The sequence below is a fragment of the Streptomyces sp. NPDC059003 genome, assembly GCF_042740445.1.
GTDB lineage: Bacteria > Actinomycetota > Actinomycetes > Streptomycetales > Streptomycetaceae > Streptomyces.
The window spans coordinates 20694-38991 of the sequence record NZ_JBHYJH010000010.1 but is presented as its reverse complement, the minus strand read 5'-3'; the positions used below and the strand labels follow the sequence as shown (position 1 = coordinate 38991).

Below are 18298 nucleotides of genomic sequence, written 5' to 3'. Positions count from 1 at the left end.
CGACGCAATCGGAGAGAACGACGGAAAGTGGGGGAACGAGCTGTGACGCGCTCTGACAACGGGCCGGCAGTGGCTGGGCACGAGCCGGTGGCGGCTGAGCACGGGTCCACGGTGGCCGAGTACGAGCCGGTGGCGGCCGAGCAGAAGCCGCCGGCCGCTGCGCACGAGCCGGTGGCGATCGTCGGAGTGGCGCTCGCGCTGCCGGACGCCGGCGACCTGGACGCCCTGCACGAGAACCTGGCCGAGAGCCGCGTCAGCGTCGGTCCGCCGACCCGGGACCGGATCCACCACACCGGCGCGTCCGCCGACGCCGACTACGTCGCTCTCGGGTATCTGGACCGCATCGACCTGTTCGACCACCAGTTCTTCGGCCTGTCGCTGCGGGAAGCGGAGTTGATGGATCCGCACCAGCGGATCGCCCTCCAGCTGGCCCACCGCGCCATCGAGAACGCGGGCTACGCCCCGGCGGCGCTGCGCGGCTCGAACACCGCCGTCGTCCTCAGCGCGCCCACACCCGGCTACGCGAGCCTGTACACGGACGACGACCCGCAGCAGCTCCTCGGCTCCCTGCCGTCCGCCACGGCCGCGCGCGTCTCCTACTTCTTCGACTTCACCGGCCCCACGTCCGTGGTGGACACCGCGTGCAGCGGCAGCCTCACCGCGCTCGCCACGGCCGTGGAGAACCTGCGTGCCGGCCGCGCCGACCTCGCGGTCGCGGGCGGTCTGAACGTCTTCTCGGTGCCGGTGACCCGGCAGGCCCACCAGCCGCTCCAGGGCCTGGAGTCGCCGGACGGCGTCTGCCGCCCCTTCGACGCCGAGGCCAACGGCACGACGGCCGGTGAGGGCGGCGGGCTCGTGCTGCTCAAGCGGCTCTCCGACGCGCTGTCCGACGGGGACCACATCCACGGGGTGCTCACCGGGATCGCCGTCAACCACAACGGGTTCCGGGCGACCAACATGGGTGCGCCGAGCGCCCAGGGCCAGGCCCAGGTGATCGTGGAGGCCTGGCGGCAGGCCGGCGCCGACGCGATCGACCTCGTCGAGTGCCACGGCTCCGCCACACCGCTCGGCGACGTGGTGGAGGCAGGCGGCCTGCAGCTCGCGTTCGCGGACGCGGGCCTCGCAGGACCGTGCGGAATCGGCGGGATCAAGGGCAATGTCGGCCATCTCGACCAGGCCGCGGGCATGGCGGGCCTCTTCAAGGTGCTCGCGGGACTGCGCCACGGAGTGCGGTATCCGAACCCCAACTTCCGCTCGCCGAACCCGCTGATCGACGTGTCGGGACCCGTCCAGGTGGAGGCCGCGCTCACGCCGTGGACGCCGACGTCGGGCGTCCGCCGGGCCGGACTGAGCTCCTTCGGCCTGACCGGCACCAACGTCCACGCGGTGATCGAGCAGCCCCCGAACGACCGCGCCGAAGGGGCCACTCCCGAGGCGGACGGCACCACCACCGAACTCGTCACCCTGTCGGCTAAGTCGGCGTCCGCCCTGTCCGCCTCCGCCGCACGCGTCGCCGCGTTCCTCGAACAGACGGATCTCGACCTGCCCGCCGTCGCGCACGTGCTCAACCGGGGCCGCGACGACCACGCGTTCCGCTGGTCCGGTGTCGCCCAGGACACCGGAGAGCTCGCCGCGTCCCTGCGCAAGGCCGAGTTCGCCGCGGCACCCCGTTCCGCCAAGGTCGTGCTGCTGTTCTCCGGCGACGGCGAGCTGGGCGACGCCACGTGGGACCGGCTCTCCGCGTCGTTCGCCGGGCTCGACGGCGTGGGCGGGACCGGTTCGGCGGGCGAGCGCCTTGCCGACCGGCTGTGTGCCGCGTACGAACTGGTGCGGTCCCTGGGCGTGAGCGAACTCCAGATGGTGGGTTCGGGCGTCGGCAACCTCGCGGTGCGGCGGCTGCGCGGTCAGGACGTGGACGCCCGTGAGGCGCCGATCACCGACGAGGTCAACGAGGCGGGCCTGCGGCGGGCGGTGGCGGAGTTCACCGACCAGGGCGCGATCATGGTCGAACTGGGCGCCGACGGGACCCTGTCACGCGCGATCAACCGCGTGGCCCCGGACCTGCCGGTGGTGCGGCTGTTCTCCGACCCGTCCCGGGACGGCGTGCTCCGGGCCCTGGGCGAGCTGTACGCGCTGGGCGTGGACATCGAGTGGGACCGCTTCTACGCGGGGCGGCACCTGTCGCGCGTCGAAGTGCCGACGTACCCGTTCGAGGAGGTCTCCTGCTGGTGCCTGCCGCCGGGCGGCCCCGCACCGGTCGCGGCACCGAGCGGCACACGGGACACCGCGCCCGCGCTCTCGGCCAGGGCGCCCGAACTGGAGCTCGCGGACGTGTGGCGGCAGGTCCTGAACGCCGAGGACGTGAGCCCGGACGCGAACTACTTCGAGCTGGGCGGCACGTCCATCGCGGGCATCTCGGTGATCCGGGAGGTCGAGCGGCGGTTCGGGGTGCGCCTGACGTTCGCGGACCTGTACCGATGTCCGACCATCCGCGACCTCGCGGCCCTGGTCGAATCGGCCCGCGTCGCGCCCGAGGCGGACAGCTGGACGATCCCGGCGATACCGCGCGGCGGCCGGCTGCCGCTGTCCTTCAACCAGGAACAGCTGTGGTACCTGGACAAGCTCAACCCGAACAGCCCGCTCTACAACCTCCCGACCAGGGCCCGCTACAGCGGCCCGTTCGACCTCGACGCCTTCCGGGACGCCCTCGGTGACCTGATGCGGCGGCACGAGATCCTGCGCTCCCGCATCCTCGACGAGGACGGCGCCCCGTACGTGCTCGCGGACCTCACCGAACCCGAGGTGGAGGTCATCGATCTCGGCGGCCGACCGGACACGGACCTGGCCCGGGTGATCGAGGAGACCCAGACCCGGCCGTTCGACCTGACCCAGGGCCCGCTGCTGCGCACCACGGTCGTCCGGCTCGCCGACGATGAGCACATGGTGCTCTACACCTGGCACCACATCATCTTCGACGGCTGGGTACCGGCCGTCTTCTACCGCGAGATCGCCGAGCTCTACACGGCCCGGCGCGAGGGCCGGGCGCCGGACCTGCCCGAACTCCCCATCCAGTACGCGGACTACGCCGCCTGGCAGCGGTCCTGGCTCGACGACGACCGGATGGCGAGCGGCCTGGAGTTCTGGCGCGGCCAACTGCGCGACCTGACCCCGACGGAACTTCCGCTCGACCGCCCGCGCCCCCTGGCCCAGTCCTACGTCGGCGACCTGCTGACCTTCGAGCTGCGCCCGGACGTCGTGCGGGACCTGCGGGACTTCAGCGTGCGCGAGAACGTGACGACGTTCGTCACCATGCTCGCCGTGGTCGACGCGCTGCTGCACCTGTGGGCCGGACAGCGGGACGTGGTGGTCGGTGTGGCCACCTCCGGCCGCACGAACCCCGCCACGCACGGTCTCATCGGCTACTTCAACAACGTCCTGCCCTTCAGGACCCCGGTCGCGCCGGGCCTGAGCTTCCGTGACCTCGTCCACCGGTGCATGAGCACCGTCACCGGCGTCCTCGACCACGAGGAGATGCCGTTCGGCAAGCTCGTCGCCGCGCTCGGCGGCCACCGCGACCCGTCGCGGCACCCCGTGTTCACCGTGGCGTACACGCACCAGAACAACGAGGCGCCCACCGAGGAACTCGCGGGGATGACGGTCTCCCACGACGCCGACGACATCGCCGGGATCGCCCCCGGCACGGCCAAGTGCGATCTGACCTTCGGGGTGTTCGACCAGGACGGCGGCCCGATGGAGGGCTTCCTGGAGTACGCGGTCGACCTCTTCGACGCCGCCACCATGCGGCGCGTCGCCGACATGTTCCAGGAGATCGCCGCCGCCGCGATGGCCGACCCCGACCGTCCGCTGCGCGACCTCCTCGCCATGAACTCCGCGGACTCCGTGGGTTCCGCGGATGCGGCAGGCTCGGCCGAGGCGACGGCCCACGACACCGTCAACGACACCGCGGCCCCGATCCCCGAGATCTCGCTCCCCGAACTGTTCGAGCGGCAGGTCGCGATCACCCCGGACGCCGTCGCCGTCGCCTCCGGCGCCGAGCGGCTCACCTACCGCGAACTCCACACCCGGGCCGACCGCCTCGCGCGCGCACTCAGCGCGCGGGAGATCGGGCCGGAATCGGTGGTGGCGGTCGCCATGGAGCGCTCACCGCGCTACGTGGAAGCCATCCTGGCCGTGGTGCGGACCGGCGGCGCCTACCTGCCCGTCGACCCCGGCCAGCCCGCCGAGCGGATCCGGCTCCTGATCGACGACGCCCGGCCCGCACTGGTGCTCACCGACGGCTCGGGCACCCTGCCCGACCTGCCCTGCCCCGTGATGGACGTACAGACACCGGCTCAGGACTCACCGCAGGACGTCTCCGCGGCCGAGCACCGGCCGCACCGCTACCACCCGGAGCAGCTGGCGTACGTGATGTACACGTCCGGCTCGACCGGGGCGCCGAAGGGCGTCGGCATCACCCACCGGGACGTCGTCGCCTTCGCCGTCGACCGCAGGTGGACCGCCGCCACGCAGGACCGGGTCCTGTGCCACACGCCCCTGACCTTCGACCCCTCGGTGTACGAGCTGTGGGTGCCCCTGCTGCGCGGCGGCCGCGTGGTGATGGCCCCTCCGGGCCGGCTGAGCGCCGACACCCTGGCCAGGCTCGTCGCCGACGAGGGCATCACGTCGGTCTTCCTGACCACCGGCCTGTTCAACGTCCTGGTGGAGGAGGACGTGACGTGCATGGCGGGCGTGCGCGAGGTGTGGACCGGCGGCGAGCGCGCGCAGCCCTCGACGTTCCGCAAGGCACTGGAGGCCTGCCCGCGCACCACGTTCAAGCACGGCTACGGGCCGACCGAGACGACGGTCTGCGCGATCGCCCGCTCCACGGACGCCGACGAGGACATCGACGCCGACATCCCCATCGGGCGGCCGATGGACAACATGCGCGCCTACGTCCTGGACGAGGCGCTGCGCCCGGTGCCCTCCGGCACCGCGGGTGAGCTCTACCTCGCGGGCGAGGGGCTCGCGCGCGGGTACCGCGGCCGGCAGCAGGCGACGGCGGAGCGGTTCGTGGCCTGTCCGTTCGGGCTTCCGGGCGAGCGGATGTACCGCACGGGCGACGTCGTGCGCTGGACCCCGGACGGCGAGCTGGTCTTCCAGGGCCGCGCCGACGACCAGGTCAAGATCCGCGGATTCCGGATCGAACTGGGCGAGATCCAGACCGTTCTGAGCGCCCACCCGGCGGCCGTCGAGGCCGCGGTGGTGGCCCGCGAGGACCAGGACAAGGGCAAGTACCTCCTGGGCTACGTGGTCACGCGCGACGGCGTCACGGCGGAGGAGTTCCGCGCGTTCCTCTCGGGACGCCTGCCGGAGTTCATGGTGCCGTCGGCGATCGTGGTGCTCGACCGGATGCCGTGGACGCCGACCGGGAAGCTCGACAAGGCCGCCCTGCCCGAGCCCGAGGCCGCCGCCCTGGCGTACCGGGCGCCCCGCGACGAGTCCGAGAAGGTCCTGTGCGGGCTCTTCGCGGACATCCTCGGCGTGGAGCGGGTCGGCATCGACGACGGCTTCTTCCAGCTCGGCGGGCACTCGCTCCTCGCGACCCGCCTCGTCAGCCGGATCCGCACCGCGCTGAACGCCGAAGTCCCCATCCAGGCGGTCTTCGAGGCGCCCACCGTCGCCGAGCTGGCCCAGCGTCTCCAGGCCGGAAACCCGGTCCGGCCGCCCCTGCGGCGAGCCGCGCGCCGGCCCGACCGGGTGCCGCTGTCGTTCGCCCAGCGCCGGCTGTGGTTCCTCGACCGGTTCGAAGGAGCGTCGGCCGCCTGGAACATCCCGCTGACCCTCCGGCTGACCGGCACGCTCGACGTGGCGGCGCTGGCGCAGGCCGTGCGGGACGTCGTGGGACGGCACGAGAGCCTGCGCACCGTGGTCGCCGAGGAGGACGGCGTGCCCTTCCAGCGGGTGCTGCCCGCGGACGAGGTCCCGCTCGACCTGCCGGTCGTGGACGTGGCGCCGGACGCCCTGGCCGGCGCCCTGGCGGTGGCCGTGGGCCGGCCGTTCGACCTGTCCGCGGAGATCCCGGTGCGGACCTCACTGTTCCGCTCCGGCCCGGACGAGCACGTCCTGGTCCTTCTCGTGCACCACATCGCGGCCGACGGAGAGTCGGCGGCACCGCTGGCACGCGACCTGAGCGCCGCCTACGCCGCCCGGTGCGGCGGCACCCGCCCGCAGTGGGCCGAACTGCCCGTGCAGTACACGGACTTCACCCTGTGGCAGCGGGACCTGCTGGCCGACGGGAACGGCCTCCTGGCACGCCAGGTCGCCTACTGGCGCACCGAGCTGGCCGGAGTACGGCCCGTGCGGCTTCCCGTCGACCGCCCGCGGCCGCCGGTGGCCAGCCACCGCGGTGACGCCGTGGAACTCCGCCTCGATCCCGGCCTGCTCGACGCCGTGGGCGAGCTGGCCCGCGCGCGGGGCGCGACCGTCCCGATGGTGTTGCAGGCGGCCCTCGCCGTGCTGCTCCACCAGCTCGGCGGCGGCGAGGACATCACGATCGGCTCGCCCATCGCGGGCCGGGTGGACGCCGCACTCGCCGACTCCGTCGGGTTCTTCCTCAACACCTGGGTCCTGCGGGCCGACCTGTCGGGCAACCCGTCGTTCGAGACCGTCGTGGACCGCGTGCGGGGCAAGGCCCTGGCCGCGTACGACCAGCAGGACGTCCCGTTCGAGAAGCTCGTGGAGATCCTCAACCCGGAACGCTCCACCGCCTACGCCCCGCTGTTCCAGGTCCTGTTCGGCTGGCGGACGGCGGCGGGCCCCGGCTTCACCCTGGCCGGGCTCGACGCCGCGCTCGAACCGGTGCCGACCACGACGGCCAGGACCGACCTGTTCTTCAACCTGACCGACATCCCGGGCCAGGGCGTCCACGGCCTCCTGGAGTACGCCACCGACCTGTTCGACCGCGCCACCGCCGAGGCCGTCGTCGCCCGCTACGAAGCCGTCCTGCGGCAGGTGGTGGCCGACCCCCGGCGCCGCACCGTGGACGTGCTGATGCCGGGCGAGCGCGCGCGCCTGCTCGGGGAGAGCACCACCCCCGTGACCGAGACGCCCGACGTGACGGTGCCGGAGCTCTTCGAACGGCAGGCCGCGACCGCGCCGGACGCCATCGCGGTGTCGTACGACGGTGCCTCGCTGACCTACGGCGAGCTGAACGCGCGCGCCAACCGACTGGCCCGCGCGCTGGCGGAACGGGGCGCGCGGCCGGAGGCGCTGGTGGGCCTCGCGCTGCCGCGGTCGCTCGACCTCGTCGTCGCCATGCTGGGCATCTGGAAGTCCGGTGCCGGCTACGTCCCGATCGATCCGCGACACCCCAGCGGCCGAGCCGACGCCGTGCGGTCCGAAGCGCGACCGGAGTTCGTCCTGACGGACCTGGACGGCCTCGACCTCACGGCCGGCGACGGCGGGAACCTCGACAGCGGAGTGCGGCCCGGGAACACCGCGTACGTGATGTACACCTCGGGCTCGACGGGCGTGCCCAAGGGCGCGGTGATCACCCACGGGTGCGTGGTCCACGACGTGGCGCGGCTGGTCGAGCTGATCGGCCTGCGGCCGGGCCGGCGGGTCCTCGCGTCGACGTCGGTGGCCTTCGACGTGTCGGTCTTCGAGGTCCTGGCCGCACTGAGCACGGGCGCCACCCTCGAAGTGGTCCAGGACGTCGTCGAGTGCGGCGCCTGGTCGGGCGACGTCGTCAGCGCGGTGCCGTCGGTCCTGGCCCAGGTCGGCGACGCGATCACGGCCGACACCGTGGTGCTCGCCGGTGAACCCCTGACGGCAGGCCTGGTCGACCGGGTGCGGGCGGCGCTGCCCGCGGCACGCCTGATCAACGCCTACGGGCAGAGCGAGTCCTTCTACGCCACCGCGTTCCGGCTTCCCGAGAAGACGGAACCGGGCGTGGTGCCGATCGGTACGCCGCTGGGGAACGTGCGCGCGTACGTGCTGGGCCCCGGCCTCGGCCTGGTGCCGTCCGGCGTGGTCGGGGAGCTGTACGTGGCCGGTGAGGTGGGCCGCGGCTATCTCGGCCGGGCGGGCATGACCGCGGAGCGGTTCGTGGCGGACCCGTTCGGTCCCGCCGGATCGCGGATGTACCGCACGGGCGACCTGGCCCGCTGGAACCGCGACGGCGAGCTGGAGTGCGTGGGCCGCGCCGACGCGCAGCTGAAGGTGCACGGCGTGCGGATCGAACCGGGCGAAGTGGAGGCCGCGCTCCTGGCGTGCCCGGGCGTGGCCCAGGCGGCGGTGGCGGCGGTCGAAGGGGACCGGGGCCCACGCCTCGTCGGGTACGTCGTGGCGGCCACGGGATCCGGATACGACGTCGACCTCGGCGTCGACGTCGCCGCCGTACGGCGGTCCGTGGCCGAGCGGTTGCCGGAATTCATGGTGCCGTCGCAGGTCGTGACCCTGGACCGGCTTCCGCTGACGCCCAGCGGGAAGGTGGACCGGGGCGCGCTGCCGGACCCGGGCTTCACCGCGGCGGCGTACCGGGCCCCGGGCACGCCCGTCGAAGAGGTCCTCGCAGAGGTGTACGCCGAAGTCCTCGGCCGGGAATGGATCGGTGCCGACGACGACTTCTTCGCCGTCGGCGGGGACAGCATCCGGTCCATCCAGGTGGTGTCGCGGGCGCGGGCGCTGGGCGTCGGGATCACTCCCCAGCAGATCTTCGCCTGCCGCACCGTGGCCGAACTGGCCGCCGTGGCGAGCACGGGCGACGACGGTGTGGTCCTCGCCGAACTCGACGGCGGTGGGGCAGGCTGGATGCCGCTGCCTCCGATCGCACGGCACGTGGGCAGCCGGTTCCCGCGGTTCTCGATGGCGGCGACGGTGCACCTTCCGCCGGACATCGACGAGAGGCTGCTGGTCGCGACGCTGAGCGCCGTGATCGACCACCAGGACGTGCTGCGCTCGCGGCTCCTGCCCGACGACGGCGGCCTCGTGGTGGGCGCGCCGGGCACGGTCGACGTCGCCGGACTGCTGCGGCGGGCCGGCGGGGAGCGGGATGCCGCGGCGGAGCTGGACGCGGCCGTGGGCCGGCTGGACCCGGAGGCCGGGGTGATGGCCCAGTTCGTGTGGTTCGCCACCGCCACCGCCACCGACGCCGAGGCCGACACCGCCACCGGCGCTGACGCCGCGACAGCGGGCCGGTTGCTGATCGTGCTGCACCACCTCGTGGCCGACGGGGTGTCGTGGCGGATCCTGCTGCCGGACCTGGCCGCCGCATGGGCGCAGGTGCGCGAGGGCAGGACCCCCGCGCTGCCGCCGGTGGGGACGTCCGCCCGGCGCTGGGCGCACGCCCTCGCGGCCGAAGCGGAAACCCCGGCCAGGGCGGCGGAGCTGCCGTACTGGAAGGACGTCCTCGACGGCCCCGACCCGATGCTCGGATCCCGCAGGCTGGACCCCGGCGTCGACACCGTGGCCACCCTGGACAGCATCCAGGTGGACCTGCCCGACGAGGCGACGGAGGCCCTGCTGTCCACGCTCCCGGCGACGTTCCGGTGCGGGACACAGGACGGCCTGCTCACCGGTCTCGCGCTGGCACTGGCCCAGTGGCGCGGCGAGCGCGGCGTGGCCGAGTCGTCCTGCCTGATCGCCCTGGAAGGACACGGCCGCGAGGAGGCCGTGGTGCCCGGATCGGATCTGTCGCGCACCGTCGGCTGGTTCACCAGCGTGTTCCCGGCGCGCCTCGACGTCGCCGGGTGCGCCCTGGACGAGGCGTTCGCGGGCGGACCCGCCGCCGGTGGCGCGCTGAAGACGGTCAAGGAGCAGCTGCGGTCCGTCCCGGACAAGGGCATCGGCTACGGGCTGCTGCGCTACCTGAACCCCGAGACGGGCGCGGACCTGGGTGCGTACGCCGCACCGCAGATCTCGTTCAACTACCTGGGCCGGTTCTCCCAGGCCGACATGCCCGGGGACCTGAGGGGCCTCGGCTGGACCCCGGTCGCCGACGCGGACAGCATGGACATCACCCCCGACGCCGACATGCCCGCGCTGGCGGAGATACAGGTCAGCGTGGTCGTCGTCGACGGCGACGACGGCCCGCGGCCCCAGGCCACGCTGTACTTCGCCACGGGTGTGCTGGACCGCTCCGACGTGGCGGACCTGGCACGGTACTGGTGCGACGCGCTGACGGGCCTGGCCCGGCACGCGAAGCGGCCGGGCGCGGGCGGCCTGACGCCGTCGGACCTCCCGTTGGCGGCCATGACCCAGCACGACATCGAGACGTGGGAGCGCCGCTACGGACGCCTGGCCGACGTCTGGCCCCTCACGCACGAGCAGTCCTCGATGCTCCGGCACACCATGCGCCCCGGCCAGGCGCACGACCCCTACCACGTGCAGATGGCCTTCCAGGTCACCGGGCAGGTGGACGCGGCGCGGCTGCGCGCCGCGGGCCAGGCGCTCCTCGACCGCCACGCCACCTTGCGGGTGGCGGTGGCCAGGTGTGCCACCGGCGAGCCCGTCCAGGTCGTGATCGACGGCGTCGCACTGCCGTGGCACGAGAGCGACCTGAGCGGACTCGGCGAGGAGGAGCGGACCCGCGCACTCCAGGAGCTGCGCCTCAAGGACCAGGCGGCCCACTTCGACCCGGCGACACCGCCCCTGGTGCGGATGACGCTGGTACGCCTGGGACAGGACCGCTCGGAACTCCTCCTGACGGCCAGTCATCTGGTGTTCGACGGCTGGTCCGTTCCGCTGCTGCTGCAGGATCTGCTGCGGTTGTACGGCGCGGGCGCCGACCCGTCCGTCCTGCCGAAGGTGCGTCCGTACAAGGACTTCCTGGTGTGGCTGACGGAGCAGGACCGCGAGGCCGCGGAACGCGTGTGGGCGGACGAACTCGACGGCCACCGGCCGACCTTGCTCGCCGCGCCGTCCGATGCCGACCCCGTCGGCGTCGACACGGTCGAGGTCCCCGTGAGCGCGGAGACCGCGGAAGCGCTGTCCCGGCGGGCCGCGGAGCTGAGCGTGACCCTGAACACGGTCGTGCAGGGCGCGTGGGCCTCGGTCCTCGCGGACGTGACCGGGCGCGACGACGTGGTGTTCGGCGCGACGGTGTCCGGCCGGCCCGCGGAGGTCGTCGGGGTGGACACGATGGTGGGCCTGTTCGTGAACACCGTGCCCGTCCGCGTACGCCGCTCCCCGGACCGGACCTGGGACGAGCTCCTCACCGAACTCCACGGTCGGCAGGGGCGGTTGCTCGAACACCATCAGTTCGGGCACGCCGACGGCCGCCAGGCCGACACCCAGGTCGTCTTCCAGTCCTTCCCGATGGGCCGGGCGGGCATCAGCGAGGCGAACACCGCCGCCGGAATCGCGATCACCGGCGTCACCACGGTCAACGGCACCCGCTACCCGCTGGTCGTCGGCGTGACCGTCGACCCGCGGCTGAGCGTGACCCTGTCCTACCAGCGCCACCTGTTCGACCACGACACCGTGGCCGAGCTGGCGGAACGGCTGTCGGGAACGTTCGCGCGGCTCGGAGGGCGGTGACCTCTTCCTCCGTCCCTGACCCCGTCTCTGCCCCGGCTGCCCGTCGCAGCCGGGCCAGAGACGGGGGATAACCCCAGTACACACCCGGGGCTTGAGTCCATGGTCCGCCCCGCAGTGCGCTGATTGGCTTGTCCGCGGCAAGGAGAACAGACCTCGCCGACAGGACGGCCGACCCCATGAGGGTGGCCTGGGCAGCAGGAGGACGAACGATGCACGTGCACCGGCGAGCGGGCCGTTGGATGAGGGAGCGCCGGACGGGTGCCGCGGCCCTGGCCACGGTCGTTGTCGCGGCCGCGGTCGCGGCGCTGCCGCACGTGAGCGCCGCCGACTCGGGCGCGAGCGACCACGGCCGCTACGGCCGCGGCACGCTCCAGGCGGACGTACGCGCGGTGCGGGCGGCGGCCGGAGACGCCCGCGTCCTGGCCGAGGTGAACACGGGCCACGGTGCCCTGCGCGCCCGGTCGGGCAGCGGAAAGCAAGCGGTGCCCTGGAAGGCCCAGTTCCGCGTGGCGAGTACGACCAAGACGTTCACGGCCACCGCCGCGCTGCAACTGGTCGCCGACGGCAAGCTGTCGTTGACGGACACGGTCGAGAAGTGGCTGCCCGGCGTCGTGTCGAGCCACGGCAACGACGGATCGAAGATCACGGTCCGGGACCTGCTCCAGCAGACCAGCGGCCTGTTCGACTACGTGGACGACCCGGATCTCGCCCGCTCCCTCACCGAGGACTTCGACAAGCACCGCTACGACGCGACGCCGCCGCAGGAGTGGGTGAAGGTGGCGATGCGGCACCGCCCGCTCTTCACGCCCGACCCCAAGAGCCCCCGCTGGGCGTACTCCAACACCAACTACCTCCTCGCCGCGATGGTCATCGAGAAGGCGGGCGGGCTCAGCTGGCGGGAGCAGGTCGAGCACCGCATCATCGCCCCGCTCGGACTGCGGCACACCTACGTCGCGGGCGCGAACCCGTTCCTGCCCGGCCCCCACGCACGCGTGTACCTGCGCACCCCTGAGGGGACGCGCCTCGACGTCACCGAGCAGAGCCTGCAGCACACCGCCGACTCGGCCGTCGTGAGCACCACCGCGGACCTGAACACCTTCTTCCGCGCCCTGGCCACCGGCCGGCTCCTTCCGCCCGCCCAACTGGCCCAGATGCAGCACACCGTGGCCCGCACCGGCGACACGGAGGACCTCGCCGAGTGGCCCCGGGGCGGGTACGGCCTCGGGCTGCGCTGGGTCCCCCTGTCCTGCGGCGGCGGTTACTGGCATCACGAGGGCGACGGCTTCGGGTCCTACACCCGCACCGGCGTCACCCCGGACGGCAGCCGCTCCGTCGCCGTATCGATCACCAGCACCGGCAGCCGCCCCGACCCCACCGCCCTCAACACCGCCGCCCGCAAGCTCGTGGACCACGCCTTGTGCGCGGACGACCGCCGCTAGACCGGCCCGGCTGCTGACCCGACGTGCCCGACGCCGCGTCGGGGGCCGACCCGCTCGGCGATGCGCCGCCGGTAGTTCGGGCACTGGGAGATGTCCTCGTACGCGCAGTTCAGGCCGCCCTCGATGAGCTCCAACGAGGCACGGGCCGCCGCGATGGCCGAGCGGAGCTCCGCGGCCTCGTGACGCAGGGTCTCCTGCCGGGCGGCACGGTCGACGCTGACGGTCAGGCGCCGGATGGCGTCCAGACCGAGACCGGCCTCCTTGTACATGAGGATCACCGCCACGCGGTCGAGGTCGTCCGCGGTGTAGCGGCGGCGCCCGCCCGCGTCCCGTCCGGGATGCAGCAGGCCCACCGACTCCCAGTGCCGCAGGACGTGCGTGGCCAGGCCGAACCGTGCCGCGAGGGCACCGATGCTCATCGTGTCGGCGCCGCTGCTGTCACTTGACCTCATGCCGACATTAAGTCGCACCCTGGCGTCCATGTCCAAGAACCAGGAAGCGGTGCAAGAGCTCCGCGACACCGAGACCCTGTTGGCCGTCCTCGACGCGGCGGACCGGATGCCGGGCGCCGCCCGGCTGCGGGCCCGCTCCTACGAACTGCTGTCCTCCGTCCCGGACTCGACCGTCGTGGACGTCGGCTGCGGCGGCGGACGCGCCGTCGCCGAGCTGGCCGAACGCGGGGTCCACGCGGTGGGCGTGGACCCCGACCCGCGGATGCTGACGGCGGCCCGGGAACGGTGGCCGGCGGCCGAGTTCCGCGAGGCGGGCGCGGAGGACCTGCCGTTCGCCGACGGAAGCGTGCGCGGCTACCGCGCCGACAAGGTCTTCCACGTGCTGCAGGAGCCGGGGCGCGCGGTGGCGGAGGCGCGGCGCGTCCTCTGCCCGGGCGGCAGGATCGTCCTGGTCGGCCAGGACTGGGACGCCATCATGATCGACTCGGACGATCCGACGCTCACCCGCACCATCGTGCACGCCCGCGCCGACCTCCTGGGCACGCCCCGCGCCGGCCGCCAGTACCGCAACCTCCTCCTGGACGGCGGCTTCGACGACGTCACCGTCGAGGCACACACCACCGTGTTCACCGACCCCGCGATGCTCCCGCTGCTCACCAGGCTCGCGGAAGCGGCCTGCACGAGCGACGCCATCGCCCGAGCCCAGGCCGACGAGTGGCTCACCGCTCAACACCACCGAGCCGAGACCGACCGCTTCCTGATCGCCATCCCGTTCTTCGTGGCCGCGGCCTCGGCTTAGGAGCCGCCCGGCCACCCCCCGACACCCTCGTCCGTGGCCGGCCCACGACTTATCGGCTGAGGGGGGCGAAGCCCGCGGGGCACGCCCGGAGGCAGTGCCTTGCTCCTACGGCGCTTGCCCGGCAGCAACGGCTATGGCTGCCGCCCGACGGATGGCGGCCATAGCCGTTATCCCTGGCACAGGGTGTTCGAAGCGCTCCTTGACGGCGAAGGCCCGGCCAACGTCAAACCCCGAGTGAGTCGGGACGAACAGCTGGCCAACATCCGCTCCATCTACGGCCCCGAAAAGGAAGCCCCCGGCGCCTTGGTCATTGAGATCAAGCGCATGGTGGCTCAAGCCCGCCCTCGAATCCATGACCCTGCTGGTCGCGGCCGCCGTCGTCCACGACAAGAATTCGTGGAAACCACGGAGAGCGCCGTTCTTCACCACCTCAATGATGGGCCGCAGGTCTCCCTTGACTGCTGGGCACAGGAGAGCACTACCTCTGGAGGGCCTCGGCTTGCTCAGGCCGGCAGATCGAACTGCTTGAGCCAATCCGGATCGGCGTTTCCCACCGTCGCGACTAGGCCGCCGCAGAGCATCACCATGCACAGGGTGAAACTGATCGGGTCGTTCCCATAGCGCTCGATCGCCTCGTTGAGCGTCACATTCGGGGCATCCGGGTGCCCGATGAACCCTGCTGCCTGGACGAGGTCATCGTGTTTGATTCCCAGGCTGCCGGATACCCACCTGACGGCGTCGCGCGCCTGCTCCTCGGTGAGAGGAGTGGAAACTGCCCAGAAAGGTGAGCGACCCTCTGCCGACGCCGGCTGAATCCTGCCCGCAGCGGAGCCTGCGGTGTCCTTCAGGTGGTCCGGCAAGCTTTGACCAGCAATCGCAAGACAGCGAGGGCTGCTTCTGACGCCGAGTCGGCCTACAACGGCAGCACACACACCGCCACCGGCGCCGTGAACGGCTCGCCCGTGGGGGTGAGTTCGCCCGTGTCGGCGTCGACGTGGAAGACGCTCACCGAACCCGATCGCTGGTTGGCGGTGAACAGGAGGCGTTGGGACGGGGAGAGGGCGAGGTGGCGGGGGAAGTCGCCGGAGACCGGGACCGTGTCGAGGAGGCGGAGACGGGCGCCGGACGCCTCGACGGCGTAGCGGGCGAGGGTGTTGTCGCCCCGGTTGGCGAGGTACGCGAAGCGGCCGTCGCGGGTCACGACGAGCTGCGCCGGATAGCTGGTGACGCCGGGTTTCGTGCCCGTGGACTGCGGCTCGCCCGGCGTGAGGCGCCCGCTCGCCGGGTCGTACGCGCAGACCACGACCGTGTTGTCCACCTCGTTGGCGAGGTAGGCGTGGCGCCCCGACGGATGGAAGGTGAGGTGGCGTGGTCCGGCGCCGGGCCGTAGTGCCGCGTACGAGACCGGGCGCAGCCGTCCCGCCTTCGGGTCGAGGCGATAGGTGTAGACGGTGTCGGTGCCGAGGTCGACGGCGAGGATGTGGCGGCCGTCCGGGGTGGTGACGATCTGGTGGGCGTGCGGGCCCTCCTGCCCCGGACCCGGCGGCGGGGTGGAGTGCCGGACCAGGTCGGTGCGCTCGCCGAGCGCTCCGGACGCCTCGACGGGGTGCACGGCCACGCTGCCGGAGGTGTAGTTGGCGCTCAACAGCCAGCGCCCGCTGGGATGCACGGACACATGGCACGGCCCGGCGCCGCCGGTGTCCCGCGTGCCGAGCACCCGGTGGGCGCCGTCGGGGGAGAGCGCGATCGCGGTCACGCCGCCCTGTTGCCGCTCGTTCACGCAGTAGAGCGTCCGCCCCGACGGGTGCAGCGCCAGGTACGACGGGTCGGGCACCCCGACCAGCGTGCCGGTGCGGGTGACACGGCCCGACTCCTCGTCGTACGTGGCCAGGCCGATGCCCGTGCCGCCGCCGGGCTGTGAGGTGTACGTACCGAGGAAAAGGGGCCGGGCGCGCCGGGGGTGGCGCGGGGGCGTGGCCGCGGTGGCCAGGGGCGCCGAGACGGCCCCGGTGGTGATCGCGGTGGCCGTGGCGAGCGTCGTACCGATGAACCGCCGTCTGTCCATGGTGCACCTCACGTCCCAGTGGTGTCGGTGTGGCAGACACATTGACCCCAGAAGTCACACCAGGCAATACCCGCAACATGAGTTGCATGATGTGCAACGCGCGGACGGGGGTGCCGTCTCGGGCGAGCGTCAGCTGGTGAAGCCCATCCACCATGGGCTTCAGCCAATCCATGCGAAGCCTTGACGACTGTCGGCTGCTCCTTATAGAACTCCGTACTCAATGACGGCGTACGGTCCAGCGGAACCCGCGCCGTGCTCCCGACCGACCGACTGACCGGAGGAGGCAGGGCCATGCGGTGCTCGTCCGGCCTTCGGGTCAGCCTGGTGGCGCGTCGCCACGTCGACCTGGCGAGGATCGCCAGCGCGCTCTGTCTGCGCACTTCCTGAACACATCCCCTTCCCCGACCACGCCGGGGCCGCCCCGGCGACACCGGGCACGCGCGTCGCTGCGCCGTGCCCCGTTCAGGAGCGCACCATGTCGTCTTCCGCATCCCCTTCGGACTCCGCATCCCCTTCGGGCTCCGTGTCCTCTTCGGACTCTGTATCGCCTTCCGGCTCCGCGTCGCCTTCCGGCTCCGCGCTGTCCCGCCGTGCCTTCGGCACAGTCGTCGGGGCCTCGGCCGTCGCCGCGGCCGGTCTGCCCGCCGCCGAGGCGCACGCGGCGCCCGCCGCCACGGCGGAGCGGCCGTTCCGCGCCGCCGCCCCCGGACGGCACTCGCGACGGCCGAACATCCTGTTCATCCTCGCCGACGACTTGGGCTGGGCCGACCTGTCCTCCTACGGCTCGCCCCACATCAAGACCCCCCACCTGGACCGGCTCGCCCGGCAGGGCGTCCGGTTCACCGACGCGTACGCCGGGTCCGCCACCTGCTCGCCCACCCGGCTCAGCCTCTACACCGGCCGCTACCCCGGCCGGATCAGGGCCGGCCTCGACGAGCCGATCCTCGAGGACGCCACCGTCGGCCTCGACCCGACGCACCCCACGCTCGCCTCCCTGCTGCGGGACAGCGGCTACGCCACCGCGCTGATCGGCAAGTGGCACTGCGGCTTCCTGCCCGACTACTCCCCGACGAAGTCCGGCTGGGACGAGTTCTTCGGGAACTTCGCGGGCGCCCTGGAGTCCTACTCGAAACTCACCGGCGTCGGTGACTACGACCTCTACGAGGGCGACGTCCCGTACAAGGACCTGCGCTACTACACGCGCATCCTCACCGAACGGGCGGGCGAGTACATCCGGCGCGACCACGACCGGCCCTGGCTGCTCAACCTCAACTTCACCACTCCGCACTGGCCCTGGACCGCCGAGGGCGACGTCGAGGAGGCGGCGCGCCTCGAACGGCTGGTCAAGGCGGGCGGGCCCGAGGGCAGGCTGGCGCTCGTCCATCTGGACGGCGGCTCCCTCGACACGTACCGGCGGATGGTGGAGGGCCTGGACGGGGCGATCGGCAAGGTGCTCGCCGCGCTCAGGGCGTCGGGGCAGGAACGCGACACCGTCGTCGTGTTCTCCAGCGACAACGGCGGCGAACGCTTCTCGTACTCCTGGCCGCTGTCCGGCGCCAAGTCCCAGCTCCAGGAGGGCGGCATCCGCGTACCGACGATCGTCCGCTGGCCCGCCCGCATCGACCCGGGGCAGGTCAGCCACGTCCCCGTCGTGACCCCGGACTGGACCGCCACCCTCCTCGACATCGCGGGCACCCGCCCTGGACCGACCCACCCCTTGGACGGCGCCAGCCTCACCGGCTACCTGCTGCGTGGCGAGAAGCCGCCCGCACGCGACCTGTTCTGGCGGGTACGCGGCGAGCGTGCGCTGCGCCGCGGCGCGTGGAAGTACCACCGCGCCACCAAGGCCAAGCACCCGCTCCTCAACGGCAAGGACCTGCTCTTCAACGTGGAGCAGGACCCCCGGGAGTGGAGCGACCGCTCGTCCCGGCACCCCGCCCTGCTCGCCGAGTTGAAGGCGGAGTGGGAGCGGATCGACGCCGGGCTGCTGCCCTACCCCGCGTAG

The 18298-nt window shown here is 72.7% G+C and carries 8 protein-coding genes and 1 pseudogene; 6 read left to right on the top strand and 3 right to left on the bottom strand.

Features of this window, described 5'->3' with window-relative positions:
* The first annotated feature begins 69 nt into the window (after positions 1 to 69).
* Together ACFWZ5_RS07320 and ACFWZ5_RS07315 are read left to right on the top strand one after the other, a co-directional pair.
* Entirely contained in the window at positions 70 to 11538 is an 11469-nt protein-coding gene (locus ACFWZ5_RS07320; protein WP_384788376.1) for an amino acid adenylation domain-containing protein, read from the top strand.
* 209 nt (positions 11539 to 11747) lie between these two features.
* On the top strand, positions 11748 to 12977 hold the full coding sequence (locus ACFWZ5_RS07315) for a serine hydrolase domain-containing protein (protein WP_384788379.1): 1230 nt from the start codon (positions 11748 to 11750) through the stop codon (positions 12975 to 12977).
* On the opposite strand, the gene ACFWZ5_RS07310 is transcribed toward ACFWZ5_RS07315, so the two are convergent.
* A complete protein-coding gene (locus ACFWZ5_RS07310) occupies positions 12974 to 13429 on the bottom strand; it encodes a MerR family transcriptional regulator (RefSeq protein ID WP_384788382.1) in 456 nt (151 codons plus the stop codon). The two genes, ACFWZ5_RS07315 and ACFWZ5_RS07310, sit on opposite strands and share 4 nt — an antisense overlap.
* 28 nt (positions 13430 to 13457) lie before the next feature.
* On the opposite strand from ACFWZ5_RS07310, the gene ACFWZ5_RS07305 reads away from it, so the two are divergent.
* Both ACFWZ5_RS07305 and ACFWZ5_RS07300 read left to right on the top strand, forming a co-directional pair.
* Positions 13458 to 14228, top strand: coding sequence for a methyltransferase domain-containing protein (locus tag ACFWZ5_RS07305; protein ID WP_384788385.1), 771 nt, complete (start codon positions 13458 to 13460; stop codon positions 14226 to 14228).
* 186 nt (positions 14229 to 14414) lie between these two features.
* Positions 14415 to 14552, top strand: a pseudogene (locus ACFWZ5_RS07300) (RNA-binding protein); the annotation flags it as partial.
* Between the two features lie 179 nt (positions 14553 to 14731).
* Here the strand turns inward: ACFWZ5_RS07300 and ACFWZ5_RS07295 are convergent.
* Both ACFWZ5_RS07295 and ACFWZ5_RS07290 read right to left on the bottom strand, forming a co-directional pair.
* The gene (locus ACFWZ5_RS07295; RefSeq protein ID WP_384788388.1) at positions 14732 to 15088 is read right to left on the bottom strand and encodes a hypothetical protein; all 357 of its coding nucleotides are present in this window, start codon (positions 15086 to 15088) and stop codon (positions 14732 to 14734) included.
* A 53-nt stretch (positions 15089 to 15141) separates the two neighbouring features.
* Positions 15142 to 16293 (bottom strand): lactonase family protein, encoded by a 1152-nt coding sequence (locus ACFWZ5_RS07290; RefSeq protein WP_384788391.1) that lies wholly within the window; start codon positions 16291 to 16293, stop codon positions 15142 to 15144.
* 291 nt (positions 16294 to 16584) lie between these two features.
* On the opposite strand from ACFWZ5_RS07290, the gene ACFWZ5_RS07285 reads away from it, so the two are divergent.
* Both ACFWZ5_RS07285 and ACFWZ5_RS07280 read left to right on the top strand, forming a co-directional pair.
* Complete coding sequence (locus tag ACFWZ5_RS07285) at positions 16585 to 16680, top strand: putative leader peptide (RefSeq protein WP_384788393.1); 96 nt, start codon at positions 16585 to 16587, stop codon at positions 16678 to 16680.
* 88 nt (positions 16681 to 16768) lie between these two features.
* The gene (locus tag ACFWZ5_RS07280) at positions 16769 to 18298 is read left to right on the top strand and encodes a sulfatase (RefSeq protein WP_384788396.1); all 1530 of its coding nucleotides are present in this window, start codon (positions 16769 to 16771) and stop codon (positions 18296 to 18298) included.

Excerpts from the sequence above, each read along its gene's own strand:
- ACFWZ5_RS07315 (WP_384788379.1), top strand. The coding sequence starts at position 11,748 with ATGCACGTGCACCGGCGAGCGGGCCGTTGGATGAGGGAGCGCCGGACG.
- ACFWZ5_RS07310 (WP_384788382.1), bottom strand. The coding sequence starts at position 13,429 with ATGAGGTCAAGTGACAGCAGCGGCGCCGACACGATGAGCATCGGTGCC.
- ACFWZ5_RS07280 (WP_384788396.1), top strand. The coding sequence starts at position 16,769 with ATGTCGTCTTCCGCATCCCCTTCGGACTCCGCATCCCCTTCGGGCTCC.
- ACFWZ5_RS07285 (WP_384788393.1), top strand. The coding sequence starts at position 16,585 with ATGCGGTGCTCGTCCGGCCTTCGGGTCAGCCTGGTGGCGCGTCGCCAC.
- ACFWZ5_RS07305 (WP_384788385.1), top strand. The coding sequence starts at position 13,458 with ATGTCCAAGAACCAGGAAGCGGTGCAAGAGCTCCGCGACACCGAGACC.
- ACFWZ5_RS07290 (WP_384788391.1), bottom strand. The coding sequence starts at position 16,293 with ATGGACAGACGGCGGTTCATCGGTACGACGCTCGCCACGGCCACCGCG.